This is a genomic window from Pseudomonas sp. FeS53a (genome assembly GCF_000931385.1).
In the GTDB taxonomy this organism is placed as follows: Bacteria; Pseudomonadota; Gammaproteobacteria; order Pseudomonadales; family Pseudomonadaceae; genus Metapseudomonas; species Metapseudomonas otitidis.
This window is the reverse complement of record NZ_JYFT01000060.1, coordinates 93,476-118,798: the sequence shown is the minus strand read 5'-3', so window position 1 is coordinate 118,798 and position 25,323 is coordinate 93,476. Positions and strand designations below refer to the sequence as shown.

Genomic DNA, 25,323 nt, shown 5'->3' with positions numbered 1-25,323 from the left:
CGAAGTCCGACAAGCGAAAACCATGACCACTCGTATCCTCACCGGTATCACCACCACCGGCACGCCCCACCTGGGCAACTACGCCGGTGCCATCCGTCCCGCCATCGTCGCCAGCCGCGCCAGCGATGTGGATTCGTTCTACTTCCTGGCCGACTACCATGCGCTGATCAAGTGCGACGACCCCGCGCGCATCCAGCGTTCCCGCCTGGAGATCGCCGCTACCTGGCTGGCCTGCGGGCTGGATACCGACAAGGCGACTTTCTACCGCCAGTCCGACATTCCCGAGATCCCCGAACTCACCTGGCTGCTGACCTGCGTCAGCGCCAAGGGCCTGCTGAACCGTGCCCATGCCTACAAGGCCTCGGTGGACAAGAACGTCGAAGCCGGAGAAGACCCGGACGCCGGCGTCACCATGGGCCTGTACAGCTACCCGGTGCTGATGGCGGCGGACATCCTCATGTTCAACGCCCACAAGGTGCCGGTCGGCCGCGACCAGATCCAGCACGTGGAGATGGCACGCGACATCGGCCAGCGCTTCAACCACCTGTTCGGTGCTGGTCGCGAGCTGTTCACACTGCCCGAGGCGGTGATCGAGGAAGAGGTGGCCACGCTGCCCGGCCTCGATGGCCGCAAGATGTCCAAGAGCTACGACAACACCATCCCGTTGTTCGGCAGCGCCAAGCAGCTCAAGGACGCGATTGCCCGCATCGTCACCGACTCCCGCGCGCCTGGCGAGCCGAAGGACCCGGACAGCGCTCACCTGTTCACCCTCTACCAGGCCTTCGCCACGCCGGAGCAGCTGGCCGCGTTCCGTGCCGAACTGCTCGACGGCCTGGCCTGGGGCGAGGCCAAGCAGCGCCTGTTCCAGTTGCTGGACAACGAGCTGGGCGAGGCCCGCGAGCGTTACCACGCACTGATCGAGCGCCCGGCGGATCTGGAGGACATCCTCCTGGCCGGTGCCGCCAAGGCCCGCAAGACCGCGACGCCCTTCCTCAACGAACTGCGTGAAGCGGTCGGCCTGCGTTCCTTCCGCAGCGCGGTGCAGGGCAATGAAGGCGGCAAGAAGAAGGCGACCAAGAGCGCGCGCTTCGTCAGCTTCCGCGAGGACGACGGCAGCTTCCGCTTCCGCCTGCTGGATGCCGCGGGCGAGCAACTGCTGCTCTCCAGCGCCTTTGCCGACGGCAAGGCAGCGGGCCAGGTAACCAAGCGCCTGCAGGCCGGCGAGACCCTGGATATTCGCGTGGACGACAATGCCTTCGCGGTCTGGCTGGACGGAGCGGCCGTGGCACAGAGCCCGGCCTTCGCCGACCTTCAGGCCTGCGAGCAGGCCATCGAGCGGCTGCGCGAGGCGCTTGCACCGCAAGACTGAATGCCCGGCGCAAGCCCGCATTCCGGCTGATTGCCAATCAACGGGGCCGTCGCTAAAGTGACGGCCCCGTTTTTCCTTGCCTTGCTATCGATCATGACCCCCCTCGAGCGCTATCAGGCCGACCTCAAGCGGCCGGACTTTTTCCACGACGCGGCGCAGGAAAATGCCGTGCGTCATCTGCAGCGGCTCTACGACGACCTGATCGCCGATGAGCGAGCCAAGCCCGGGCTGTTCGGCGGCCTGTTCGGCAAGAAACGCCAGGGACCGGTGAAGGGCCTCTACTTCTGGGGTGGGGTCGGCCGCGGCAAGACCTACCTGGTGGACACCTTCTTCGATGCGCTGCCCTTCAAGCAGAAGATGCGCACGCACTTCCACCGCTTCATGAAGCGCGTCCACGAGGAAATGAAGACCCTCAAGGGCGAGAAGAACCCGCTGACCATCATCGGCAAACGCTTTGCCGACGAGGCCCGGGTCATCTGCTTCGATGAGTTCTTCGTCTCCGACATCACCGACGCAATGATCCTTGCCACGCTGCTGGAAGAGCTGTTCAAGAACGGCGTTTCGCTGGTGGCCACTTCCAACATCGTTCCGGACGGCCTCTACAAGGACGGCCTGCAGCGCGCGCGCTTCCTGCCGGCCATTGCGCTGCTCAAGGAGCACACCGAGATCGTCAACGTCGACAGCGGCGTGGACTACCGCCTGCGTGCCCTGGAGCAGGCCGAGCTCTACCACTGGCCGCTGGGCCCGGCCTCCGAGGCCAGCCTGAAGGCCAGCTTCAAGAGCCTGCTGCCGGACTGCACCCATGCCCAGGAGGGCGAGGTGCTGATGGTGGAGAACCGCGAGATCCGTGCCGTGCGCGTCTGCGAAGACGTCGCCTGGTTCGAGTTCCGCGAGCTGTGCGATGGCCCGCGCAGCCAGAACGACTACATCGAACTGGGCAAGATCTTCCACGCGATCATCCTGGCCAACGTCGAGCAGATGGGGGTGGCCAAGGACGACATGGCGCGTCGCTTCATCAACCTGGTGGACGAGTTCTACGACCGCAACGTGAAGCTGATCATCTCCGCAGAGGTGGAGCTGAAGGACCTCTACAGCGGTGGCCGCCTGAACTTCGAGTTCCAGCGCACCCTGAGCCGCCTGCTGGAAATGCAGTCCCACGAGTTCCTCTCCCGCCCGCACAAGCCCTGAGGCGTGCAGGCATGAAAAAGGGCAGGTCTCGGACCTGCCCTTTTTTCATTTCCGCCTTTCGCGCTCAGCGTTGGGCCACTTCCTTCTCGTATTGCTTGAGCAGTTGCTGCGCGTGGGCCACTTCGAGCGCCTCCATGGCGTTGATGGGCTTGATGGCCACCGCCTTGCGCAGGTGCTCCAGCACCTTTTCCTGCTCGTCTTCGCCGTACACGTAGACCAGGGCGTTGGCGTATTCGTAGTGACCGATGGGCAGGTCGTCCTTGGCGGTGAAGGAGCGGGTGAAGTACTGCTCCATCTTGTCCGCGCTGACCCCGTAGGTCATCTTGCCCACCAGCTTGCCGACCTTGCGGATCACCCCGGCTTCATAGCCGCCATAGAGGGCGAGGGCGAAGGGCTGGCGAGGCTGCTTCTTCAGCAGGGCGTCCAGTTCCTCGGGGATCTGGCTGGTGTAGCCGCGCTTGAGCACCACCGGCACCGACAGCTCCTCGCCTAGGCGTGCCTTGGCGTAGACGCGGCCGAACTGGGCCACGGTGTCGGCCTGGACCAGATCGCCGGCCTCGTCGGTGTACGTGATGACTTCCTCCAGCAGGCGGTGTTTCTCGGCCTGGTCGGGGGCGAGGAACATGGCGTAGATCACCTGGGCGAACATCGCCGGCACCTGGCCGCCCACGCCCAGTTCCAGGCCCTTCTTCTTCGCCTGTTCGAAATCGCCACGGAACATCAGTCGCCAGACGTCCTGCAGGCGCGCGGCGTAGGCTTCGGCTTCCTCGGGCTTGCCGGTGAAGCCGGTGTTGCCGGCTACGGTCATCTCCAGTGCCTTGGGGTTCTGGGTGGCCATGGTCACTACCCAGTCGGCATCGGGGAACGGGTAGTCGGGGCCGAAGCCACGCGTCAGCTGGGGCCAGGCCTGGCGCAGCTTGTCGCCGGAATAGTCGTAGGCGGACTGGTCGTAGGGGAAGGGTTTCCAGCTGTCGTCGGCAGTGGCATGAAGGCTGGCGGCGGCCAGCAGGGCGAGCAGGTAGCGGCGCATGGGAGAGTACCTTTCTTGTTGTTCTGCGCATCCGCCCTCGGGCGGCGAAGGGTCGAGAGCCCGCTAGGGCCTGGCGCGGATCATAAGATGCTCACCCCGGGGGCCAACCCATCCTTGGGATGGCCGCGTCAGTCGCCTTTGTGCTGGAACTGCCGGCGGTACTGGTTGGGCGACAGGGTCGTGTGCTGGCGGAACAGTCGGGCGAAGAAGCTGGCGTCGTCGTAGCCCACTTCGTAGCTGATGGTCTTGATGCTCTTGCGGGTGGCGGAGAGCAGGCCCTTGGCTGTTTCGATGCGTAACCGTTGCAGGTAATGCAGCGGTTTGTCACCGGTGGCGGCCTGGAAGCGCCGCATGAAGTTGCGGATGCTCATGCCGTGATCCCGGGCCACATCCTCGAAGCGGAACTTGTCGGCGTAGTGCTCCTCGAGCCAATGCTGGATCTGCAGGATGGTGACGTCCTGGTGCAGCTTCTGTCCGCCGAAGCCGATGCGCCCGGGCGAGTAGCTGCGCTGGACCTCGTAGAGGATGTCGCGGGAGACCGCCTGGGCGATGGAGGCGCCGCAGAAGCGCTCGATCATGTAGATGTACAGGTCGCAGGCGGAGGTGACGCCGCCGGCGCAATAGAGGTTGTCGGCGTCGGAGAGGTGCTTGTCCTGGTTGAGCTGGACCTTGGGGAAGCGCTCGGCGAACTCACGGAAGAAGCGCCAGTAGGTGGTTGCCTCCTTGCCGTCCAGCAGCCCGGCCTGGGCCATCCAGAACACGCCAGTCGCTTCGCCGCAGATCATGCTGCCGGCGCCGTGCCGCTCGCGCAGCCAGGGCAGTATCTGGGGGTAGCGCGCGCACTGGGCGTCGAAGTCGTCCCAGAACGCGGGGAGGATGATGACGTCGGCGGCATCCAGGGGGCCGTCCACCGGCATGGTCACTTCGCTGAAGCTGCGCACCGGCTGCCCGTCCGGGCTGACCAGGTTGATCTGGAACGCGGGCCTCAGCCCCTGGCCCTGCAGCTTGCTGTAGCGCAGGCTGGCCATGTGGAAGAAGTCCTTGGCCTGCATGAGGGTGGAGGCGAAGACGCCGTCGGTGGCGAGGATGCTCACCCGCCTTAGGGTGGGGGACTGCTGAATGGTCATGGTCTTGTTCTTATTAGGGGAAAGCGGTCATTAGGCGGCTGGATCGTCTTATTTTTTGTCGCAAGTGTCCAGTGTGTGCCAGCGCAGGCCTGTCCTACAGTCGGGGCCTTCTTCGACCGACTGCCCGTGTAGGTGACGCGATGATCCCCAGAACGCTCTTCAGCCCCGAACATGAACTCTTCCGTGACAGCGTGCGCCGTTTCCTCGAAGAGGAGGCCGTGCCTTTCCATCACCAATGGGAGAAGGATGGCCACGTGGACCGGGCCTTGTGGAACAAGGCGGGGGAGGCGGGGCTGCTCTGCTCCCACATTCCCGAGGCCTATGGCGGCGTCGGGGCCGACTTCCTCTACAGCACGGTGGTGATCGAGGAGATCGGTCGCCTGGGCCTCACCGGCATCGGCTTCTCGTTGCATTCGGACATCGTGGCGCCCTACATCCTTCATTACGGCAGCGAGGCGCAGAAGGAGAAGTACCTGCCACGCCTGGTCAGCGGCGAGCTGGTGACGGCCATCGCCATGACCGAGCCTGGGGCGGGGTCCGACCTGCAGGGCGTGAAGACCACGGCGGTGCTGGATGGCGACCACTACGTGATCAACGGCTCCAAGACCTTCATCACCAACGGGTTCCTGGCCGATCTGGTCATCGTGGTTGCCAAGACCGATCCCAAGGCGGGGGCCAAGGGCACCAGCCTGTTCCTGGTGGAGGCGGATACGCCCGGCTTTTCCAAGGGCAAGCGCCTGGAAAAGGTGGGGATGAAGGCCCAGGACACCTCCGAGCTGTTCTTCCAGGACGTCCGGGTGCCCAAGGAGAACCTGCTGGGCCAGGCAGGCATGGGCTTCGCCTACCTGATGCAGGAGCTGCCCCAGGAACGCCTGACGGTGGGCATCGGGGCACTGGCTTCGGCGGAGGCGGCGCTGAAGTGGACCCTCGACTACACCCGCGACCGCAAGGCGTTCGGCAAGGCCATCGCGGAGTTCCAGAACACCCGCTTCAAGCTGGCGGAGATGGCCACCGAGATCCAGATCGGCCGGGTCTTCGTCGACCGCTGCCTGGAGCTGCACCTGCAGCGCAAGCTCGACGTTCCGACAGCCGCGATGCTCAAGTACTGGGGTACGGACCTGCAGTGCAAGGTGCTGGACGAGTGCGTGCAGCTGCACGGTGGCTATGGGTTCATGTGGGAGTACCCGGTGGCACGCGCCTGGGCGGATGCTCGCGTGCAGCGAATCTATGCGGGCACCAACGAGATCATGAAGGAGATCATTGCCCGTTCGCTGTAAGGCCCCGGGTCCGCCGCCGGGCAGTGCGGCGGACCCTTCCCGCTGGCTCCGTGTCTACCCTGTGTCGATTTTCCGGAGCCTGTTCATGAGTACTTCCCCCTTCGATGACTGGGACGGCAGCGTCCGCCATGCCAAGCGCCTGCAGGGCGAACTGGCTGCGCGGGTGGTGCTGGTGGATGACTTCGCGCCGCTTAAGGTGGTGGCAGGTGTCGACGTCGGTTTCGAGGAGGGTGGACAGATCACCCGGGCCGCTGCGGTGTTGCTGGATGCCGATGACTACCGCCTGCTGGGCCAGGTGGTGGCGCGGGTGCCGACGTCCATGCCCTACGTGCCCGGGCTGTTGTCCTTCCGTGAACTGCCGGCGCTGTTGAAGGCGCTCGCTGGATTGCCGCAGCGGCCGGACCTGGTGTTCTGCGACGGGCAGGGGATCGCCCATCCGCGCCGGCTCGGCATTGCGTCGCACCTTGGCGTGGTGACCGGGTTGCCGACCATCGGCGTGGCGAAGAAGGTGCTGGTGGGGCATCACGCTGAGCCAGGCCTTGCCCGTGGCGAGCATGTGCCACTGGAGCACGAGGGCGAACAGATCGGCTGGATGCTGCGCAGTCGAGACCGCGTGGCGCCGCTGGTGGTGTCGCCCGGGCACCGGGTGTCTATGAACAGCGCGCTGGAGCTGGTCTTGCGTGGCTGCCGAGGCTATCGGCTGCCAGAGCCGACCCGGCTTGCGGATCGGCTGGCATCCCGGCGGGGCGACATGCCCGCTGCTGGAGCGGAGACGCTGCCGGGGTTGTTCGACTAGGTCAGGGGGCGGGGTTCGGCTGGTCGCGATGAATCTCGGCGATCCCCTCCAGTACGGCATCGGGCAGCTTCAGTTCGCTGCTGGCGAGGTTGCTTTCCAGCTGTTCGAGGTCGGTCGCGCCGATGATGTTGCTGGTGACGAACGGTTGGGCGGTGACGAAGGCGAGGGCCATCTGCACCGGGTCCAGCCCGTGCTCACGGGCCAGGGCGACATAGCGCGAGCAGGCCGCCTTCGCTTGCGGGTTGGTGTAGCGGGTGAAGCGGCTGAACCGGGTGATGCGCGCCTGGGGCGGTTGTGCGCCGTTCTCGTATTTGCCGGAGAGCATGCCGAAGGCCAGGGGTGAATACGCCAGCAGGCCGCACTGTTCGCGGATGGCAACCTCCGCCAGGCCCACCTCGAAGGTGCGATTCAGCAGGTTGTAGGGATTCTGGATGGATACGGCGCGGGGGAGCCCGAGACGGTCGGCCAGTTGCAGGAAGGTCATGGTTCCCCAGGGCGTCTCGTTGGACAGGCCAATGTAGCGGATCTTGCCGGCCTTGACCTGCTCGGCGAGTGCTTCGAGGGTCTCCTGCAGAGGCGTGAAGTCTTCGTCCTGGTGGCGATAGCCCAGTTGGCCGAAGTAGTTGGTGCTGCGTTCGGGCCAGTGCAGCTGGTAGATGTCGATCCAGTCGGTCTGCAGACGCTTGAGGCTGGCGTCGAGCGCAGCGGCGATGTGGTGCCGGTTGTGCTTCAGGTTGCCGTCGCGGATGTGGGTGATGCCGTTGCCCGGCCCCGCGACCTTGCTCGCCAGGACCCAGTCAGCCCGATCCCGCCTGGCGGCGAACCAGTTGCCGATGATGGTTTCGGTGGCGCCGTAGGTCTCGGGGCGAGGAGGGACGGGGTACATCTCCGCCACATCCATGAAGTTGATGCCATAGGCCTTGGCGCGTTCGATCTGTGCGAATGCCTCGGCCTGGGAGTTCTGCTCGCCCCAGGTCATGGTGCCGAGGCAGAGGCTGCTGACCTTCACGTCCGTGCGGCCGAGTTGACGGTATTGCATGGTGGCTCCTCGTCGGGCGAAAGATCGTTATCAAATCAGGTTGAAATTTTTCCTGCAATCGGCATAATTCCGCGGCTTTCTTTGCGGGGATGCCTAGCCTGCCGAGAAGGAAGGCGGGGATGCCTAGCCTGCCGAAAACCTTTTGCCGTAGCGGACGCGCTGACCCGAGCCCCCGATAGCGTCTGTTTCCGGCTGCCCTGTGTTGCCAGGGCGAGCACTATTCAGTAAGATCCGCCGTCTTATTTTCAGGGCGGCCCCTGAGGCTATAGCGAATGAAGACTTTTACTGCAAAACCGGAAACTGTTAAGCGCGACTGGTATGTCGTCGACGCTGCCGGTCAGACCCTGGGTCGTCTGGCCACCGAAATTGCAAGCCGTCTGCGCGGCAAGCACAAGCCGGAATACACTCCGCACGTTGACACCGGCGACTACATCGTCGTCATCAACGCCGAGCAGGTTCGTGTCACTGGTTCCAAGACCACCGACAAGAAGTACTACTCGCACTCCGGTTTCCCGGGTGGCATCAAGGAGATCAACTTCGAGAAGCTGATCGCCAAGGCGCCTGAGCGCGTGATCGAGACCGCGGTCAAAGGCATGCTGCCGAAGAACCCGCTGGGTCGCGACATGTATCGCAAGCTGAAGGTGTACAAGGGTGCCGTCCACCCGCACACCGCTCAGCAGCCCCAAGAACTGAAGATTTAACGGGATAGATTCATTATGTCGGCGACTCAAAATTACGGCACTGGCCGTCGCAAGACTGCAACCGCGCGCGTCTTCCTGCGCCCGGGTACTGGCAAGATCTCCATCAACAATCGCAGCCTGGAGCAGTTCTTCGGCCGCGAAACCGCTCGCATGGTCGTGCGTCAGCCGCTGGAGCTGACCGAGACCGTCGAGAAGTTCGACATCTATGTCACCGTTCTCGGTGGCGGTGTCAGCGGTCAGGCTGGTGCCATCCGTCATGGCATCACCCGCGCCCTGATCAGCTACGACGAGTCTCTGCGCAGCCCGCTGCGCAAGGCCGGCTACGTGACTCGCGATGCCCGCGAAGTCGAGCGTAAGAAAGTCGGTCTGCGTAAAGCGCGTAAGCGTCCGCAGTACTCCAAGCGCTAATACGGCGCTGCAAGAAACGCCCAGGTTCCTTTTGGCCTGGGCGTTTTTTTATGCCTGTGGAAAAGTGGGCTGCGACAGCTTGTCGCACTCCCGAATCCCTAGTGGTTCAAGGCTTTCAGCTGTTTTGTATCCGGCTATTACCTTGTCATCAGAGGGGGTTTTCTTTACCATTTGGCGAATTTTTTGCGCGGCTCGATTTTTACTTAGTAGAGGCCTGAACAACAGGCCGCAAAGCTGATGGGAGACGACTGAATGAGCAATGACGGCGTGAATGCAGGCCGGCGTCGCTTCCTTGTGGCAGCCACATCCGTGGTGGGTGCTGCAGGAGCGGTGGGTGCTGCGATCCCGTTTGTGGGGTCATGGCAACCCAGTGCCAAGGCCAAGGCCGCAGGTGCACCTGTGAAGGTGAACATCGGCAAGATCGACGCGGGCCAGCAGATTGTCGCCGAATGGCGCGGTCAGCCCGTGTTCATCGTGCGCCGCACGGAGGAAATCCTCGGCAATCTGGCCAAGATCCATGACCGCATGGCTGACCCGGAGTCCAAGGCATCCGTGCAACCGACCTACGTCGATCCGCAGAAGCGTTCGATCAAGCCGGAAATCCTGGTGCTGGTCGGTCTGTGCACCCACCTGGGCTGCTCGCCCTCCTTCCGTCCCGAGGTCGCCCCGGCTGACCTGGGTGCCGAGTGGGTCGGTGGTTACTTCTGCCCGTGCCACGGTTCCCGCTACGACCTCGCTGGCCGCGTCTACAAAGCGCAGCCTGCCCCCTTGAACCTGCCGGTGCCACCCCACTCCTACGAGTCGGATGATGTCATCATCATCGGCGTGGACCAGGAGAAGGCATGATGAGCAAATTCATGGAATGGATCGATGCGCGCTTCCCCGCCACCAAGATGTGGGAAGACCATCTGAGCAAGTACTACGCTCCCAAGAACTTCAACTTCTTCTATTTCTTCGGCTCGCTGGCTCTGCTGGTTCTGGTCAACCAGATCCTGACCGGTGTTTGGCTGACCATGAGCTTCACTCCGTCCGCGGAAGAAGCCTTCGCCTCCGTCGAATACATCATGCGCGACGTGGAATACGGGGTGATCATCCGTTACCTCCACTCCACGGGTGCGTCCGCGTTCTTCATCGTGGTTTACCTGCACATGTTCCGCGGCCTGCTCTACGGCTCCTACCAGAAGCCCCGTGAGCTGGTGTGGATCTTCGGCATGCTGATCTACCTCGCCCTGATGGCCGAGGCCTTCATGGGCTACCTGCTGCCCTGGGGCCAGATGTCCTACTGGGGTGCACAGGTGATCATCTCGCTGTTCGGTGCGATCCCGGTCATCGGTGACGACCTCACCCAGTGGATCCGTGGTGACTACCTGATCTCCGGCATCACCCTGAACCGCTTCTTCGCCCTGCACGTGATCGCTCTGCCGATCGTGATCCTGGGTCTGGTGGTCCTGCACATCCTGGCGCTCCACGAAGTGGGCTCCAACAACCCGGATGGCGTGGATATCAAGAAGAAGAAGGACGAGAACGGCATTCCGCTGGACGGTATCGCCTTCCACCCCTACTACACCGTGAAGGACATTGTCGGTGTGGTGGTGTTCCTCTTCGTGTTCTGCTTCGTGGTGTTCTTCTTCCCGGAAATGGGCGGGTACTTCCTCGAGAAGCCGAACTTCGAACAGGCCAACCCGTTCAAGACGCCGGCACACATTGCTCCGGTCTGGTACTTCACCCCGTTCTACGCGATTCTGCGTGCGGTACCTGACAAGCTCATGGGCGTCATCGCCATGGGTGCAGCCATTGCGATTCTCTTCGTCCTGCCATGGCTGGATCGCAGCCCGGTGCGCTCCATGCGCTACAAGGGCTGGCTGAGCAAGATCTGGCTGCTGGTGTTCTGCGTTTCCTTCATCATCCTCGGCGTGCTGGGTGTTCTGGCGCCGACCCCGGGCCGTACGCTGGTATCGCAGGTGTGCACCATCCTGTACTTCGCGTACTTCATCCTGATGCCGTTCTACACCAGGATGGAAAAAACCAAACCGGTTCCGGAAAGGGTGACAGGCTGATGAAAAAGCTATTTGCTGCATTTGTTATCGCTCTCCTGCCGGTTGCCGTGTTCGCTTCCGGCGGCGAAGAGGTTGAACTGGATCATGTCGAAATCGACCTGACCGACAAGGCCGCCATGCAGGACGGTGCACGTACCTTCGCCAACTACTGCATGGGCTGCCACGGTGCCAAGTTCCAGCGCTATGAGCGCGTAGCCAAGGACCTGGGCATTTCCGAAGAGCTGATGATGCAAAACCTGGTGTTCACCGGTGCGAAGATCGGTGATCACATGCAGAGCGCCATGAAGCCGAACGACGCCAAGGTGTGGTTCGGTGCAGCTCCGCCGGACCTGACCCTGGTGGCTCGCGTCCGTGGCACTGACTGGCTGTACAGCTACCTGCGTGCCTTCTACGAAGACCCGGCCCGTCCGTGGGGTGTCAACAACAAGGTCTTCCCGAACGTGGGCATGCCCAACGTGCTGGTTGGCCTGCAGGGTCGCCAGGTTGTTGGCTGCAAGCAGGTCCAGGTCGTCGAGCATGGCAAGAAGCAGTTCGACCCGCTGACTGGTGCGCCGATCACCCATGAAGCGTGTGACCAACTGACCATCGTTCCGAAGACCGGCAAGCTGACCGAGGCCGAGTTCGACCAGAAGATCCAGAACCTGGTGACCTTCCTGGCCTACTCCGCTGACCCGAACAAGCTGCACATGCAGCGCATCGGGACCTACGTTCTGCTGTACCTGGCCTTCTTCTTCGTGTTCGCCTACCTGCTCAAGCGTGAGTACTGGAAAGACGTTCACTGATCGAACGCTGATGCTGTAACGCGCGCGCCCTGATGGGCGCGCGCTTTTTTTGACCCCGCATAACTTCAAGCGAGGAGGGCGCCATGGCGGCTATCACCAAGCTGACCTGTTACTCCGACCCCGCGGACCACTACTCCCATCGTGTACGTATCGTCCTTGCCGAGAAAGGCGTTGCCGTGGACATCATCGATGTCCTCAACGGCCAGTGCCCGCCGAAGCTGATCGAGTCGAACCCCTACGGCACCGTGCCTACGCTTCTGGACCGTGACCTTGCGCTCTATGAGCCGACGGTGGTGATGGAGTACCTGGAAGAGCGCTATCCGCACCCGCCGCTGATGCCTGTCTATCCCGTTGCGCGGGGTAATACCCGGCTGCTCATGCACCGGGTTCAGCGCGATTGGTGTTCGCTTGTTGACCTTGTGCTGGATCCGAAGGCCAAGGATGCTGCCAAGGCGCAGGCACGAAAGGAGCTTCGGGAAAGCCTTACCGGTGTGTCCCCGTTGTTTGCCGACAAGCCTTTCTTTCTCAGTGAAGAGATGAGTCTTGTAGACTGCTGCCTGTTGCCCATCCTCTGGCGTTTGCCGAAGTTGGGTATCGAACTGCCTCGTCCGGCCAAGCCGCTTCTCGAGTATATGGATCGCCATTTCTCGCGGCCGGCTTTCCAGGCGAGTCTTTCGGACGTTGAGCGCGATATGCGTTGAGGTGAATCGATGAAATCCAGTCGTCCCTATCTGGTTCGGGCCCTGTATGAGTGGATCGTCGACAACGATTGCACGCCCCACCTGCTCGTCAATGCGGAGCACGCAGGCGTTCGTGTGCCGCCGGGTTATGCGAGCGACGGCCAGATCGTGTTGAACGTGTCGCCCAGCGCTGTCCGTCATCTGCACATGGACAACGAGGCGGTCAGCTTCGAGGGTCGCTTCGGAGGCGTTGCCCACAGTCTCTATATTCCGAGCGCTGCGGTCATGGCCATCTATGCACGTGAGAACGGGCAGGGGATGGTCTTCGACCTGGAGTCGCCGGTAATGGATGAAGGTGATGGACCTGAAGACGACGGCCCCTCGGGTGACGGCGCGCCGCCTTCGTCAGGCGGTGGTCGACCGGCCGGGCGGCCCAGCCTGAAAGTGGTGAAATAAAAAAAGGCGATCCGATTGGATCGCCTTTTTTATGGCTGGCGGGTTCAGTTGGTGTATTCGAAGAGCTTGATGATCTTCTGCACGCCGGAAACCCCCTGTACCACGCTGGTGGCTAACCCTGCTTCCTGGCGGCTGACCAGACCCAGCAGGTAGACGATCCCGTTCTCGGTCACCACCTTGATGTTGGAGCTGGGGATCTGGCTGTTGGCGAGCAGTTGGGTGGTGATCTTGGTAGTGATAGCGCTGTCGTTCATGCGTGCCAGGGTCGACGAGTTGGCTCCGACCTGCAGTTCGTTATGAACCTTCTTGACGCCCTGCGCGGTACGCGCAGCCTGCTCGGCGAGTGCCTTCAGGTTCTGGTTGGGGGTCTGCCCAGCCAGCAGCACCACGCCGTTGAAGCTGGTGACCACGATGTGCGAGTTGGTCTTGAGCTCGGGGCTTGCGGCGTCGATCTTGGCGCGCACCTTCGAGGGTGTGGACTGGTCATCGATGGTCTTTCCGATGGTTCGGCCACCGCAGCCGCCCAGCACGAGGGTGAAAGCCAGCAGGGCCAGGATCAGGGGGGAACGGGTCATTCTTCACTCCCAAACAATTGACGGTCGATCAGGTCGCAGAGGCAGTGGATGGCCAGGAGGTGCACCTCCTGGATGCGTGCGGTGACTTTGGAGGGCACGCGAATCTCGACATCTTCTGGCAGAAGCAGAGACGCCATACCGCCGCCGTCGCGGCCGGTCAGGGCCACGATGGTCATCTCGCGGTCGTGCGCAGCCTGGATGGCCTGGATCACGTTGGCCGAGTTGCCGCTGGTGGAGATGGCGAGCAGCACGTCGCCCGGCTGACCAAGTGCACGGATCTGCTTCGAGAAGATTTCGTTGTAGCTGTAGTCGTTGGCGATCGAGGTGATGGTGGAGCTGTCCGTGGTCAGTGCCAGGGCTGGCAGGCTGGGGCGCTCCCGCTCGAAGCGGTTGAGTAGCTCGGAGGAGAAGTGCTGGGCATCGCCAGCGGAACCGCCGTTGCCGCAGGCGAGGATCTTGCCCTCGTTCAGCAGCGCATTGACCATCACCATGCTGGCATGCTCGATGTGGGGGGCCACGACTTCCATGGCGAGCAGCTTGGTGTCGATGCTGGCCTGGAACAGCTGGCGGATTCGGGGTTGCATGTCCATCGGTATGACCTTCAGTGGAAAGCGACTGTTCAGGTTTCGAAGGCGTTTTTCAGCCAGGTCAGTCGCACGGGTGAGTCGCCATCCATCGAGTCGATGGCGATCACGTCAAATCGGCAAGGGTGATTGGCCCAGCGGGATTCCTTCTGCAGGAAGTACTGCGCCGCACTGATGAGTTTTGCGCGCTTGCGCGCGTCCACGCTTTCCAGTGCTCCGCCCCAGGCTCTGTGCCGCCTGTAGCGGACTTCGGCGAATACTACTGTATCGCCGTCCAGCATGACCAGATCGAGCTCGCCACGAGGGCAGCGCCAGTTGCTGGCGAGCAATCGCAGGCCGTGCTTTTGAAGGTGTTGGCGGGCGGCGGCTTCCGCTTTTCGCCCGCTGTCTCCGCTCGCGGTCAAGAGTCGCTGTCGGGCAGGCGCTGGACCTGGCCGTCGCGGAATTCTGCCCACGGCAGCTGGCGCTCGACGCGCTGGGATGGCGTCAGGCTGAGTCGGCCGGAGAGGCCGTCGACGCGGCTTTCCGGCAGGGCCTTCAGCTCTGCGAGGCGGGGCGCCAGCCGGTAGGCGTCAACGCCCATGGCGTACAGCCGACCGAGACTGCCGCCGGCCTGGGGCCACTGGCGGTCGACCTGCTGGCGAAGTGGGTCGTCGCGGTTCAGTAGCCAGGGGGTTTCGCAGAAGCGGATGCCGCTCAGATCCTGGTATTGGGCCATGTCGTTGCCACCGGAATAGAGGTGGGACGTGGCGTAGACCGGCACATCCCCGGCGTACTGGAAGGCCAGTGTGGGCTTGATCTGCTGGGCTTGTTGCGGTGTAGCAGCGAGGAAAATGAAGTCGACGTCCTGGCGGCGGGTCGGCTGGGTGGCGATGGAGGTGCCGAGGGTGCTTTGCAGGCGCTTGGCGCGTGCTTCGCTCTGGCGAAGCTGGAACAGGTCAGCGATCTGCTGTGCCAGCTGAACCGGCTGGTCCACGTGCTCGGCCGCGATCAGGCTGCCGCCGGCCTCTTGCCAGCTCTGGCGGAAGGCGGCCAGGACGCGGTCACCCCATTCGCCTCGTGGCACCATGGCGACGGCACGGCGCATGCCGTCCGCCCAGGCGCGGCGTGCCACTTCGCGTGCTTCATCCTCGGCCGCGAGACCGAACTGGAAGAGCTGCGCCGGGCCTTCCTGTCCGGCATCGCTGTAGTTCAGGGCGAGGGTGGTGATGGGCAGCTGCTGACGCTCGTTCATCTGCTTGACCAGCGGCTTCTCCAGCGGGCCGACCACCAGTTGCACGCCATCGGCCTGGGCCTGGCGATAGAAGTCGTCGAGCGACGTCAGGTGGGCGCTGTCATAGATCTGGATGGCGGGCGGGTTTTGGCCCGCTTGCTGCGCCTGATAGTGGGCGGCGAGGAAGCCATCGCGCAGCGCACGGGCTACCGAGGCCAGTGGTCCCTCCTGCGGCAGCAGCAGGGCGATCTTGGTCAGGGGCTGGTTGGCGAGCTCCTTCAACTTGGCCAGCGGTGCCGGCAGCTGTTCGGCTGCCGGGTGCTGCGGATGCTGGCTGCGCCAGGCTTCGATGGCCGCCTGCTGCTGGGAAAGGGTGCCGGCACTGCGAATCGCGCGGGCGAGCTCCATCCATCCTGCCAGGTCGGCATCGCCGGTCGACTGCAATTGCTCCATGGGCAGGCCGGAGATCAGTGCCCAGATGGCCTCATGGTTCTGCTTCTCAGCTTTGCCATTGAGCAGCGGAGCGATGAAGACGCGCTCGCGTGCGGCGGCAAGGTTCTGCCCGTCCGCTTCCAGGGCGCGCGCGCGTACGAGTTGGGTGCGTACCTGTTGATCAACCGGGAGCTCCGCCAGGCGATCGAGGCTGGGATGACTCAGTGCTTTCAGGGCGCTCTTGGGCTGGTTGCGAGCCATCGCCAATTCGGCTGCGAGCGTGCTGGCGAACACCTGTTGCGCGGGCTTCAGGCCGTCCATCGGGACTTGTTCGAGAATGCGGGCTGCACGACCGATGTCCTGCTGGCGATAAGCCAGGTCCGCAGCCGAAAGTCGCAGCAGGGCGGCTTGCTCGGGTTTGCTCTCTCCGGCCTTTTGCAGGAGCTGCTCGATACTGGCCTGGGGAGTGCGGGGCAGTTCGCCGAGGTTGGACGTGGGCGAGCTGCCACAGGCGACAAGGAGGCCGGCGAGGCAGAGGGCGGAGAGCGGGCGCAGACGAGCGATCATTTAACGATCCCGGTACTAGATCAACGAAGCCCGCGATTGTACCGGAGGGGCGGGCGGGGTGCGATGTCGGTGGCTGGAAACGGGCTACAATGCGCGCCTTTCAGTTTATTCCGAGGTGACCTGTGACTCTTTCCACGTCTTCCGTTGCTGCCGCTCAGCCCGGCAAGCTCTACGTGGTCGCCACACCCATCGGTAACCTCGATGACATCAGCCCGAGAGCCTTGCGCACCCTGCGGGAAGTGGCCCTGATCGCAGCGGAGGATACGCGTCACTCGATCCGCCTCTTGCAGCATTTCGGAATCACCACGGCCCTCGCGGCCTGTCATGACCATAACGAACGTGAGCAGGGTGGCCGCTTCGTGGCTCGGCTGCTGGCGGGAGATGACGTCGCGCTGATTTCGGATGCGGGAACGCCCTTGATCTCCGATCCGGGCTACCACCTGGTACGGCAGGTTCGCGCGGCCGGTATCGAGGTGGTGCCGGTACCCGGACCCAGTGCGCTGATCGCAGCGCTATCGGCTGCTGGTCTGCCATCCGATCGTTTCATCTTCGAGGGTTTCCTGCCGGCGAAGGCGGCGGCGCGAAGGGGGCGGCTGGATCTATTAAAGGAAGAGCCGCGTACGCTCATCTTCTATGAGGCGCCTCATCGTGTTCTGGAGTCGGTCCAGGACATGGCGTCTCTGTTTGGCAAGGATCGCCATGCCGTACTTGCCCGTGAACTCACCAAGACGTTCGAGACGTTGAAGGGGGCGCCACTCGGTGAGCTGGCCGAATGGATCGCTGCCGACAGTAACCAGCAGCGAGGTGAATGCGTGCTGCTTGTAACCGGTTGGCAGGCTCCTGAAGGAGAAGATGCGATCAGTGGCGAGGCGTTGCGCGTACTGGATCTTCTGCTGGGCGAACTCCCGGTGAAGCGTGCGGCAGCCTTGGCCGCGGAGATCACCGGCGTGCGCAAGAACCTCCTTTATCAGGCTGCTCTGGAGCGCCAGGCTGATTCCTGAGCTTGTGTCCTGGGCGGTCTGCCGCTAACCTTCGCGCCGGAGAGTCGATCGGACAGTCGCTGTCCCGTTTCGTTCGCGATTTCGGGAGGGAGGAAAGTCCGGGCTCCATAGGGCAGAGTGCCAGGTAACGCCTGGGAGGCGAGAGCCTACGGAAAGTGCCGCAGAAAATAACCGCCTAAGCGCGCAAGCGCCGGTAAGGGTGAAAAGGTGCGGTAAGAGCGCACCGCACGACTGGTAACAGTTCGTGGCTAGGTAAACCCCACTCGGAGCAAGACCAAATAGGAATCCTTGGCGTGGCCCGCGTCGGATTCGGGTAGGTTGCTAAAGGCTGTCAGTGATGGCAGCCGTAGATGAATGACTGTCCACGACAGAACCCGGCTTACAGATCGACTCTCCACTTTTCCCCACTTTCCCCTCAGAAATACCCCGCCTTGCCTCCTGTCTGAAATTTCAGAAACCCCAACTCTTAAGAAACTACTTTAAGTTTGCATATCAGGGTCATTGTTGGCGCTGATTTTTCATTCCGAAACACACTGAAAAACTCCCTCCGCTTCGCCAAAAAGTTCTCTAAATCACCGTCCCGTAAGGAATTTTCCGTTCTGGCGCGCCTTGACGGTGGGGCGGAGCCATTTCTATAGTGTGCGCGAGTGGTGGAAAGTGGGTAGAAGTGGGATTAATTGGTACGGATAGCCTAATTCAGGGGAAGCGCAGCCGTGTTTCGCGGAGCAAATGCCATCAGTCTCGATGCCAAGGGGCGCATCGCGATGCCGAGTCGGTATCGCGACGAGCTTCTATCGCGTTGTGCTGGGCAGCTCATCGTGACCATCGATGCGGTTGACCGTTGCTTGACCCTCTACCCCCTCCCCGAGTGGGAAATCATTGAAGCCAAGCTTCGCGAGTTGCCTTCCCTGCGTGAAGAAACGCGCCGCCTGCAGCGTTTGCTGATCGGTAACGCGGTTGATCTCGAGCTGGATGGCAACGGCCGTTTCCTGGTTCCGCCCCGCCTGCGTGAGTACGCCGGGCTGGACAAGAAAGCGATGCTGGTGGGGCAACTGAACAAATTCCAGATCTGGGATGAAGACGCCTGGAACGCCGTTTCCGACGCTGATCTCCTGGCCATAAAACAACCCGGCGGCCTGCCGGACGAACTACGTGACCTTATCCTGTGAGCATTGAAAGCAGCTTCCGCCACATCACTGTCCTGCTCGACGAGGCCGTTGAAAGCCTTGCCGTGCGTGCGGACGGCTGCTACCTCGATGGCACCTTCGGGCGTGGCGGGCACAGTCGGCTCATCCTTCGGCATCTCGGTAGCGAGGGGCGGCTTCTCGGATTCGATAAAGACCCCCAAGCCATCTCCACGGGGCAAGCGCTGGCGGCCGAAGACGGCCGCTTTGTCATTGTGCAGCGCAGCTTTGCCGAGCTTGGCGAGGAGCTCGCCGAGCGCGGGCTGGTCGGGCAGGTCGATGGTGTGCTGCTGGACCTCGGGGTCTCGTCTCCGCAGCTGGATGATGCCGAGCGCGGCTTCAGCTTCCTCAACGATGGCCCGCTGGACATGCGCATGGATCCCGAGCGTGGCCAGAGCGCAGCGCAGTGGATCGCCACGGCGAGCGAAGACGAGATCAGTCACGTGCTCAAGGAGTACGGTGAGGAGCGCTTCGCCCGCCGCATGGCACGTGCCATCGTGCAACGGCGTGCCGAGCGCCCCTTCGAACGTACCGCCGACCTGGCGGCTGTGATCGCCGCTGCCAACCCGGCCTGGGAGAAGGGCAAGAACCCTGCGACCCGTGCCTTCCAGGGCATCCGAATCCACATCAACAATGAGTTGGGCGACCTTGAGCGCGGCCTGCAGGCTGCGCTGGACAGCCTCGCCATCGGCGGTCGCCTGGTGGTGATCAGTTTCCACTCGCTGGAAGACCGCATCGTCAAACAATTCATGCGCCGCCAGGTCAAGGGCGAGGCGGACAACCTGCCCCGCGACCTGCCTGTGCGCCAGGCCGTGTTCGAGCCGCGTCTGCGACTGCTCGGCAAGCCCCAGTACGCCTCCGAGGCGGAACTCAAGGCCAACCCCCGCTCCCGCAGCGCAGTGATGCGCGTGGCGGAGAAATTGCGATGAGCCGCCTTTTCTCCAAGCCCCTGCCGCGTGGCAGCTTCATCATGTTGCTGCTGTTCGTCGGCGTGCTGCTGTCCGCCATTTCGGTGTCCTACAGCGCCTACTGGAACCGGCAGCTGCTCAACAAGCTGTACGCCGAGCTCAGCGTCCGCGACAAGGCCCAGGCGGAGTGGGGGCGCTTGATCCTCGAACAGAGCACCTGGACGGCCCATAACCGCATCGAGTCCCTGGCCACCGAGCAGCTCAAGATGCGCATCCCCGAGCCGGCGGAAATCCGCATGGTGGCTCCATGATGAACCTGGAAGGCGCGCTCTATCCGTGGCGCTTCCGGATCGTCCTCGGGCTGCTTGGCCTCATGGTCGCTGCGATTTCCTGGCGCATCGTCGACCTGCATGTCATCGACCACGATTTCCTCAAGGAACAGGGCGATGCGCGCAGCGTCCGCCATATCCCGATCCCGGCCCACCGTGGTTTGATCACCGATCGCAATGGTGAGCCCCTGGCCGTCAGTACCCCGGTGACGACCCTGTGGACCAACCCCAAGGACCTCATGGCGTTCCGTGACCAGTGGCCGGTGATCGCCGGTGCCCTGGGGCAGGACCCACGCATCTTCGCCGAGCGCATCGAGCAGAATGCCAACCGCGAGTTCCTCTACCTGGCGCGTGGCCTTACGCCCGAGCAGGGGCAGGTGATCCTCGATCGCAAACTCCCGGGCGTCTACGCCATCGAGGAGTTTCGTCGTTTCTACCCCGCCGGCGAAGTCACTGCCCATGTGGTCGGCTTCACCGACGTGGATGACCGTGGTCGCGAGGGCGTCGAGCTGTCCTTCGATCAGTGGCTGGCTGGTGTTCCCGGCAAGCGCCAGGTCCTCAAGGACCGTCGCGGACGCCTGATCAAGGACGTCCAGGTCACCCGTAACGCCAAGCCTGGCAAGACCCTCGCGCTGTCCATCGACCTCCGCCTGCAGTACCTCGCCCACCGCGAGCTGCGCAACGCGCTGGTGGAGAACGGCGCCAAGGCGGGCAGCCTGGTCATCGTCGACGTGAAGACCGGCGAAGTGCTGGCCATGGCCAACCAGCCCACCTACAACCCGAACAACCGCCGCAACCTGCTGCCGGCGGCCATGCGCAACCGCGCCATGATCGACGTGTTCGAGCCAGGCTCCACGGTCAAGCCGATCTCCATGGCCGCTGCCCTGCAGAGCGGCCGCTGGAAGCCAGAAGATAAGGTCGAGGTCTACCCCGGTTCCCTGCAGATCGGGCGCTACACCATCAAGGACGTGTCCAAGACCGAGGGCCCGATCCTCGACCTGACCGGCATCCTGATCAACTCCAGCAACGTCGGCATGAGCAAGATCGCCTTCGACATCGGTGGCGAGAACATCTACGACACCATGCGCCGGCTCGGGCTCGGCCAGGACACCGGCCTCGGCTTCCCCGGCGAGCGCGTCGGCAACCTGCCCAACCACCGCGAGTGGCGCAAGGCCGAGACCGCGACCCTGTCCTATGGCTACGGCCTGTCGGTCACTGCCGTGCAGATGGTCCATGCCTACGCCACCCTGGCCAACAACGGCCTGGCGGTCCCGTTGTCGATGACCCGCGTCGACAACCTGCCGAGCGGCTCCCAGGCCATCCCGCCCGAGGTCGCCAAGACCCTGCAGGGCATGCTGCAGCAGGTGGTCGAGGCGCCGCGCGGCGTGTTCCGCGCCCAGGTCCCCGGCTATCACGTCTCCGGCAAGAGCGGTACCGCGCGCAAGGCCAGCGTGGGCACCAAGGGCTACACCCAGAACGCCTACCGCTCGCTCTTCGCGGGCTTCGGGCCCTCCACCAACCCGCGCCTGGCGATGGTGGTGGTGATCGACGAGCCCAGCAAGGCCGGCTACTTCGGCGGCCTGGTATCGGCACCCGTATTCGGCAGGGTCATGGCCGGCGCGCTGCGCCTGATGAACATCGCCCCGGACAACCTGCCCACCGAGGAACAACAGACCGCCAACGCGGCCAGCGGCAAAGGAGGGCGCACCTGATGCCCATGCCATTGAATCAACTGCTTCCCCAGGCGCAGGGTGCTGCGCTGATCCGTGAACTCACCCTGGATAGCCGCAAGGTACTCCCCGGTGACCTGTTCCTGGCCGTCCCCGGCGGCCAGCACGATGGCCGCCTGCACATCGCTGATGCCCTCGCCCGGGGCGCGGCGGCGGTGGCGTATGAAAGCGAGTCCGCCCCTGATCTGCCTGCGTCTGCCCAGGCCGAACTGATTCCCATCAAGGGACTGGCTGGCCAGCTTTCGGCAATTGCCGGTCGCTTCTACGGCGAGCCCAGCCGTGCGCTGGACCTGGTCGGCGTGACCGGCACCAACGGCAAGACCAGCGTCAGCCAGCTCGTGGCTCAGGCCCTGGATCGACTGGGCGAGCGGTGTGGCATCGTCGGCACCCTCGGTACCGGCTTCCACGGAGAGCTGGAGAGCGGCCGTCACACCACGCCGGATCCCCTTGCCGTCCAGGCCACCCTGGCCCGCCTCAAGCAGGCCGGTGCCCGTGCAGTGGCGATGGAAGTGTCTTCCCATGGCCTGGAGCAGGGGAGGGTGGCAGCGCTCGCGTTCGACGTGGCGGTGTTCACCAACCTGTCCCGCGACCACCTGGACTATCACGGCTCGATGGAAGCCTACGGCGTCGCCAAGGCCCGCCTGTTCGACTGGCCGGACCTGCGCTGCCGGGTGATCAACCTGGACGACGCGTTCGGCCGTGAACTGGCTGGTCGCGAGCACGATGCTCGCCTCATCGGTTACAGCCAGATCGATCCGGAAGCCTTCCTTTATTGCCGCGAAGCCACATTCGACGACGATGGTGTCCGCGCCCACATCATCACGCCCCAGGGAGAAGGCCTGCTGCGCAGCCCGCTGCTGGGTCGCTTCAACCTGAGCAACCTGCTGGCCGTGGTCGGTGCCCTGCTGGGCATGGGCTACCCCCTGGGCGATGTACTGGCCGTGCTGCCCGAACTGCAAGGGCCGGAAGGCCGGATGCAGCGCCTGGGCGGCGGTGAAAAACCACTGGTGGTGGTCGACTACGCCCACACCCCCGATGCCCTTGAGAAGGTGCTCGAAGCCCTGCGCCCCCACGCGCGCGGCCGCCTGCTCTGCCTGTTCGGCTGTGGCGGTGACCGGGACCGTGGCAAGCGCCCGCTGATGGCTGCGGTGGCCGAGCGTCTGGCCGATGCCGTGCTGGTCACCGACGACAACCCGCGCACAGAAGATCCGGCCCGAATCTTCGATGACATCCGCCCTGGCTTTGCCGAGCCGGCCAATGTCGAGTTCGTCCATGGCCGTGGCGCTGCCATTGCGCAGTTGATTGCATCGGCCGGTGTTGACGATGTCGTCCTGCTGGCAGGCAAGGGGCATGAGGATTACCAGGAGATCCAGGGTGAGCGCCTGCCGTTCTCCGATCTCGTCGAAGCCGAACACGCCTTGTCCACCTGGGAGCGCCCATGATCGAAGCCTTCCGCCTCAGCAGCCTGCAGTCCCCCTTGGCGGGGCGGCTCGTTGGCGAAGACGCCACGTTCACCTCGGTGTCCACCGACAGCCGACGTGTCGAGGCAGGCCAGCTGTTCATCGCCCTGACCGGGCCGAAGTTCGACGGCCATGACTATCTGGCTGACGTGGCCGCCAAGGGCGCCGTCGCTGCGTTGGTGGAGCGTGTGGTCGACGGTGTCGGCCTGCCGCAGTTGGTGGTGGCCGATGCCCGCGAGGCCCTCGGGCGACTGGGTGCGCTCAATCGTGACGCCTTTACCGGCCGTGTCGCCGCGGTGACCGGCTCCAGCGGCAAGACCACCGTCAAGGAGATGCTCGCCAGCATCCTGCGTACCCAGGGGCCGGTACTGGCCACCCGGGGCAACCTGAACAATGACCTCGGCGCACCGCTGACCCTGCTGGAGCTCGCTCCCGAGCACCGCAGCGCCGTCATCGAGCTGGGCGCTTCCCGCGTGGGCGAGATCGCCTATACCGTTGGCCTCACCCGTCCGCACGTGGCGATCATCAACAACGCCGGTAACGCCCATGTTGGCGAATTCGGCGGGCCGGAAAAGATCGTCTTGGCCAAGGGGGAAATCCTCGAAGGCCTGGCGAGCGACGGCACCGCCGTGCTCAACCGTGACGACAAGGCCTTCGAGACCTGGCGCGAGCGTGCTGCCGGCCGCCCGGTACTGAGTTTTGCCCTGAACGACGCCCGTGCCGACCTGCGGGCCGAGTCCATCGTGCGCGACGCCCGCGGCTGCATGGGCTTCCGCCTGGTGGGCGTGGTTGGCGAGGCGGACATCCAGCTCAACCTGCTGGGCCTGCACAACGTGGCCAACGCCCTGGCTGCCGCTGCCGCTGCCCACGCCCTGGGTGTGCCGCTGGTCGGCATCCGCGATGGGCTGCAGAACTTGCAACCGGTCAAGGGCCGCACCGTAGCGCAGTTGGCGACGAGCGGCATGCGGGTGATCGACGACAGCTACAACGCCAACCCCGCGTCGATGATGGCCGCCGTTGATATACTCGCCGGCTTTTCCGGCCGCACCGTCCTGGTGCTGGGGGACATGGGTGAACTGGGCGAATGGGCCGAACAGGGCCACCGCGACGTGGGGCTCCACGCGCGGGGCAAGGTCAGCTCGCTCTACGCCGTTGGCCCCCTGATGCGCCACGCCGTCGAGGCGTTCGGCGCAGGCGGCCGTCATTTCGCCGACCAGGCCAGCCTGATCGAGGCGCTGTCCGGCGAGCAGGACGCAAACACCACCATTCTGATCAAAGGTTCCCGTAGCGCGGCGATGGACAAGGTCGTCGCGGCCTTCTGCGGGACGGGGGAGGCTCACTAATCATGCTGCTGCTGCTCGCTGAGTACCTGCAACAGTTCTACAAAGGGTTCGGCGTATTCCAGTACCTGACCCTGCGCGGGATTCTCGGCGTCCTGACGGCCCTGTCGCTGTCGCTCTGGCTCGGTCCCTGGATGATCCGCACCTTGCAGATCCGCCAGATCGGCCAATCCGTGCGCAATGACGGCCCGCAATCGCACCTGTCCAAGTCCGGTACCCCCACCATGGGCGGCGCACTGATCCTCACGGCCATCGGCATCAGCACGCTGCTGTGGGCCGACCTGTCGAACCGCTACGTCTGGGTGGTGCTCGCCGTCACCCTGCTGTTCGGAGCCATTGGCTGGGTGGATGACTACCGCAAGGTGATCGAGAAGAACTCCCGTGGCCTGCCGAGCCGCTGGAAGTACTTCTGGCAGTCGGTGTTCGGCATCGCTGCAGCCGTCTTCCTTTATATGACCGCCACCACGCCGGCCGAGACCACCCTGATCCTGCCGCTGGTGAAGGATGTGGGCATCCCGCTGGGCGTTGGCTTCATCGTGCTGACCTATTTCGTGATCGTCGGCTCCAGCAACGCGGTGAACCTCACCGACGGCCTGGATGGCCTGGCGATCATGCCGACCGTGATGGTCGGCGGTGCGCTGGGGATCTTCTGCTACCTCTCCGGCAACATCAAATTCGCCGAATACCTGCTGATCCCCTACGTACCGGGTGCGGGCGAGCTGATCGTGTTCTGTGCTGCCCTGGTGGGTGCCGGCCTCGGCTTCCTCTGGTTCAACACCTACCCGGCCCAGGTATTCATGGGTGACGTCGGCGCCCTGGCGCTGGGTGCCGCTCTGGGCACCATCGCCGTAATCGTGCGCCAGGAAGTGGTGCTGTTCATCATGGGGGGCGTGTTCGTCATGGAAACCCTGTCCGTGATGATCCAGGTCGCCTCGTTCAAGCTCACCGGCCGCCGCGTGTTCCGCATGGCGCCCATTCACCACCATTTCGAACTCAAGGGCTGGCCCGAGCCCCGCGTGATCGTGCGCTTCTGGATCATCACCGTGATCCTCGTGCTGATCGGCCTGGCCACCCTGAAACTGCGTTGAGG

Annotated in this window: 26 protein-coding genes and 1 other RNA gene; 20 read left to right on the top strand and 7 right to left on the bottom strand. The window is 63.8% G+C overall.

What is annotated here, in order from left to right:
• The first annotated feature begins 22 nt into the window (after window positions 1-22).
• Complete coding sequence (locus tag SZ55_RS18565) at window positions 23-1,369, top strand: tryptophan--tRNA ligase (RefSeq protein WP_044409637.1); 1,347 nt, start codon at window positions 23-25, stop codon at window positions 1,367-1,369.
• Window positions 1,370-1,462: 93 nt separating this feature from the next.
• On the top strand, window positions 1,463-2,557 hold the full coding sequence (zapE, locus tag SZ55_RS18560) for a cell division protein ZapE (protein WP_044409635.1): 1,095 nt from the start codon (window positions 1,463-1,465) through the stop codon (window positions 2,555-2,557).
• A gap of 64 nt (window positions 2,558-2,621) precedes the next feature.
• On the opposite strand, the gene SZ55_RS18555 is transcribed toward zapE, so the two are convergent.
• Both SZ55_RS18555 and SZ55_RS18550 read right to left on the bottom strand, forming a co-directional pair.
• Complete coding sequence (locus SZ55_RS18555) at window positions 2,622-3,587, bottom strand: hypothetical protein (protein ID WP_044409632.1); 966 nt, start codon at window positions 3,585-3,587, stop codon at window positions 2,622-2,624.
• Window positions 3,588-3,715: 128 nt separating this feature from the next.
• Window positions 3,716-4,615, bottom strand: coding sequence for a GlxA family transcriptional regulator (locus tag SZ55_RS18550; RefSeq protein WP_172435049.1), 900 nt, complete (start codon window positions 4,613-4,615; stop codon window positions 3,716-3,718).
• A gap of 239 nt (window positions 4,616-4,854) precedes the next feature.
• Here SZ55_RS18550 and SZ55_RS18545 point away from each other — a divergent pair, with 239 nt between their 5' ends.
• Together SZ55_RS18545 and nfi are read left to right on the top strand one after the other, a co-directional pair.
• A complete protein-coding gene (locus tag SZ55_RS18545; protein ID WP_044409625.1) occupies window positions 4,855-5,991 on the top strand; it encodes an acyl-CoA dehydrogenase family protein in 1,137 nt (378 codons plus the stop codon).
• A gap of 85 nt (window positions 5,992-6,076) precedes the next feature.
• Window positions 6,077-6,787: a deoxyribonuclease V gene (nfi, locus tag SZ55_RS18540; protein WP_044409622.1), complete on the top strand. Its 711-nt coding sequence runs from the start codon at window positions 6,077-6,079 to the stop codon at window positions 6,785-6,787.
• 1 nt (window position 6,788) lies between these two features.
• Here the strand turns inward: nfi and SZ55_RS18535 are convergent, their stop codons facing one another.
• Window positions 6,789-7,826: an NADP(H)-dependent aldo-keto reductase gene (locus SZ55_RS18535; RefSeq protein ID WP_044409619.1), complete on the bottom strand. Its 1,038-nt coding sequence runs from the start codon at window positions 7,824-7,826 to the stop codon at window positions 6,789-6,791.
• A 272-nt stretch (window positions 7,827-8,098) separates the two neighbouring features.
• Between SZ55_RS18535 and rplM the strand changes: the two genes are divergently transcribed.
• The 7 genes from rplM (at window position 8,099) to SZ55_RS18500 (ending at window position 12,910) form a co-directional block, all read left to right on the top strand.
• Entirely contained in the window at window positions 8,099-8,527 is a 429-nt protein-coding gene (rplM, locus tag SZ55_RS18530; RefSeq protein ID WP_044409616.1) for a 50S ribosomal protein L13, read from the top strand.
• 15 nt (window positions 8,528-8,542) lie between these two features.
• Complete coding sequence (rpsI, locus tag SZ55_RS18525) at window positions 8,543-8,935, top strand: 30S ribosomal protein S9 (RefSeq protein ID WP_044409613.1); 393 nt, start codon at window positions 8,543-8,545, stop codon at window positions 8,933-8,935.
• Between the two features lie 252 nt (window positions 8,936-9,187).
• The gene (petA, locus tag SZ55_RS18520; RefSeq protein ID WP_044409610.1) at window positions 9,188-9,781 is read left to right on the top strand and encodes a ubiquinol-cytochrome c reductase iron-sulfur subunit; all 594 of its coding nucleotides are present in this window, start codon (window positions 9,188-9,190) and stop codon (window positions 9,779-9,781) included.
• Window positions 9,781-10,992 (top strand): cytochrome b, encoded by a 1,212-nt coding sequence (locus tag SZ55_RS18515; protein ID WP_044409607.1) that lies wholly within the window; start codon window positions 9,781-9,783, stop codon window positions 10,990-10,992. The genes petA and SZ55_RS18515 overlap by 1 nt, the downstream gene beginning before the upstream one ends.
• A complete protein-coding gene (locus SZ55_RS18510; protein ID WP_044409604.1) occupies window positions 10,992-11,774 on the top strand; it encodes a cytochrome c1 in 783 nt (260 codons plus the stop codon). Before SZ55_RS18515 ends, SZ55_RS18510 begins: the two co-directional genes overlap by 1 nt.
• 83 nt (window positions 11,775-11,857) lie before the next feature.
• Window positions 11,858-12,475, top strand: a complete 618-nt coding sequence (locus tag SZ55_RS18505; protein ID WP_044409601.1) for a glutathione S-transferase N-terminal domain-containing protein — start codon at window positions 11,858-11,860, stop codon at window positions 12,473-12,475.
• 9 nt (window positions 12,476-12,484) lie between these two features.
• Window positions 12,485-12,910 (top strand): ClpXP protease specificity-enhancing factor, encoded by a 426-nt coding sequence (locus SZ55_RS18500; protein WP_044409598.1) that lies wholly within the window; start codon window positions 12,485-12,487, stop codon window positions 12,908-12,910.
• A 44-nt stretch (window positions 12,911-12,954) separates the two neighbouring features.
• Here SZ55_RS18500 and SZ55_RS18495 read toward each other — a convergent pair whose 3' ends face one another.
• From SZ55_RS18495 to SZ55_RS18480, 4 genes are read right to left on the bottom strand one after another with little or no spacing between them, the layout of a single operon-like run.
• Complete coding sequence (locus tag SZ55_RS18495; protein WP_044409595.1) at window positions 12,955-13,485, bottom strand: BON domain-containing protein; 531 nt, start codon at window positions 13,483-13,485, stop codon at window positions 12,955-12,957.
• Entirely contained in the window at window positions 13,482-14,075 is a 594-nt protein-coding gene (locus SZ55_RS18490) for a phosphoheptose isomerase (RefSeq protein WP_044409592.1), read from the bottom strand. The genes SZ55_RS18495 and SZ55_RS18490 overlap by 4 nt, the downstream gene beginning before the upstream one ends.
• Before the next feature lie 29 nt (window positions 14,076-14,104).
• On the bottom strand, window positions 14,105-14,473 hold the full coding sequence (locus SZ55_RS18485) for a YraN family protein (RefSeq protein ID WP_044409589.1): 369 nt from the start codon (window positions 14,471-14,473) through the stop codon (window positions 14,105-14,107).
• Window positions 14,470-16,281 carry a penicillin-binding protein activator gene (locus SZ55_RS18480; protein ID WP_044409585.1) on the bottom strand — a complete coding sequence of 604 codons (1,812 nt, stop codon included), beginning with the start codon at window positions 16,279-16,281 and terminating at the stop codon, window positions 14,470-14,472. Before SZ55_RS18480 ends, SZ55_RS18485 begins: the two co-directional genes overlap by 4 nt.
• Window positions 16,282-16,403: 122 nt before the next feature.
• On the opposite strand from SZ55_RS18480, the gene rsmI reads away from it, so the two are divergent.
• The 9 genes from rsmI (at window position 16,404) to mraY (ending at window position 25,321) form a co-directional block, all read left to right on the top strand.
• Entirely contained in the window at window positions 16,404-17,282 is an 879-nt protein-coding gene (gene rsmI, locus SZ55_RS18475; protein ID WP_044409582.1) for a 16S rRNA (cytidine(1402)-2'-O)-methyltransferase, read from the top strand.
• 40 nt (window positions 17,283-17,322) lie between these two features.
• An RNA gene (gene rnpB, locus SZ55_RS27145) (RNase P RNA component class A) lies at window positions 17,323-17,680 on the top strand.
• A 315-nt stretch (window positions 17,681-17,995) separates the two neighbouring features.
• Window positions 17,996-18,451 carry a division/cell wall cluster transcriptional repressor MraZ gene (mraZ, locus tag SZ55_RS18470; RefSeq protein ID WP_044409580.1) on the top strand — a complete coding sequence of 152 codons (456 nt, stop codon included), beginning with the start codon at window positions 17,996-17,998 and terminating at the stop codon, window positions 18,449-18,451.
• 2 nt (window positions 18,452-18,453) lie between these two features.
• Window positions 18,454-19,395, top strand: coding sequence for a 16S rRNA (cytosine(1402)-N(4))-methyltransferase RsmH (rsmH, locus tag SZ55_RS18465; protein WP_107328728.1), 942 nt, complete (start codon window positions 18,454-18,456; stop codon window positions 19,393-19,395).
• Window positions 19,392-19,685 (top strand): cell division protein FtsL, encoded by a 294-nt coding sequence (gene ftsL, locus SZ55_RS18460; protein ID WP_044409576.1) that lies wholly within the window; start codon window positions 19,392-19,394, stop codon window positions 19,683-19,685. The genes rsmH and ftsL overlap by 4 nt, the downstream gene beginning before the upstream one ends.
• Complete coding sequence (locus tag SZ55_RS18455; protein WP_044409573.1) at window positions 19,682-21,415, top strand: peptidoglycan D,D-transpeptidase FtsI family protein; 1,734 nt, start codon at window positions 19,682-19,684, stop codon at window positions 21,413-21,415. Before ftsL ends, SZ55_RS18455 begins: the two co-directional genes overlap by 4 nt.
• The gene (locus SZ55_RS18450) at window positions 21,415-22,875 is read left to right on the top strand and encodes a UDP-N-acetylmuramoyl-L-alanyl-D-glutamate--2,6-diaminopimelate ligase (protein ID WP_044409570.1); all 1,461 of its coding nucleotides are present in this window, start codon (window positions 21,415-21,417) and stop codon (window positions 22,873-22,875) included. The genes SZ55_RS18455 and SZ55_RS18450 overlap by 1 nt, the downstream gene beginning before the upstream one ends.
• Window positions 22,872-24,236 carry a UDP-N-acetylmuramoyl-tripeptide--D-alanyl-D-alanine ligase gene (locus SZ55_RS18445; protein ID WP_044409568.1) on the top strand — a complete coding sequence of 455 codons (1,365 nt, stop codon included), beginning with the start codon at window positions 22,872-22,874 and terminating at the stop codon, window positions 24,234-24,236. The genes SZ55_RS18450 and SZ55_RS18445 overlap by 4 nt, the downstream gene beginning before the upstream one ends.
• A 2-nt stretch (window positions 24,237-24,238) precedes the next feature.
• The gene (mraY, locus tag SZ55_RS18440) at window positions 24,239-25,321 is read left to right on the top strand and encodes a phospho-N-acetylmuramoyl-pentapeptide-transferase (protein WP_044409566.1); all 1,083 of its coding nucleotides are present in this window, start codon (window positions 24,239-24,241) and stop codon (window positions 25,319-25,321) included.
• Window positions 25,322-25,323: the final 2 nt, after the last annotated feature.